This window comes from Snodgrassella sp. CFCC 13594 (genome assembly GCF_001590725.1).
GTDB lineage: Bacteria > Pseudomonadota > Gammaproteobacteria > Burkholderiales > Neisseriaceae > Snodgrassella.
The window spans coordinates 1-256 of sequence record NZ_LQXR01000118.1; the positions used below are offsets into that span (position 1 = coordinate 1).

The following is a 256-nucleotide window of genomic DNA, read 5'->3' on the forward strand; positions in this document are numbered from 1 at the left end:
TCCCATTGCTCTGTGTTTTTGTAGATGGTGTCCATGGTCAATATCCTTATTTGTATTTGTTGTAAATCCGAATTTCTTCACTGTTTGGGCTGTATGCCGATTTTAAGTAAACCTTGCCGTCATATTGGATAAACACAATTTTCAGCAACCTACCCATGTTTGTTTCAGCAATAAACCACTGTGTAGGCGGTATCGTACAGTTGCCCTCTCGGTTATCCTCCAGCAGCCCACCATCCCTATTGGCAAACGCCTCCAG

At 43.4% G+C, this 256-nt stretch carries 1 pseudogene; it reads right to left on the bottom strand.

Going from position 1 to position 256, the window contains the following annotated elements:
- Positions 1 to 46: 46 nt before the first annotated feature.
- Positions 47 to 256: pseudogene (locus A2F46_RS13160) on the bottom strand (hypothetical protein); the annotation flags it as partial.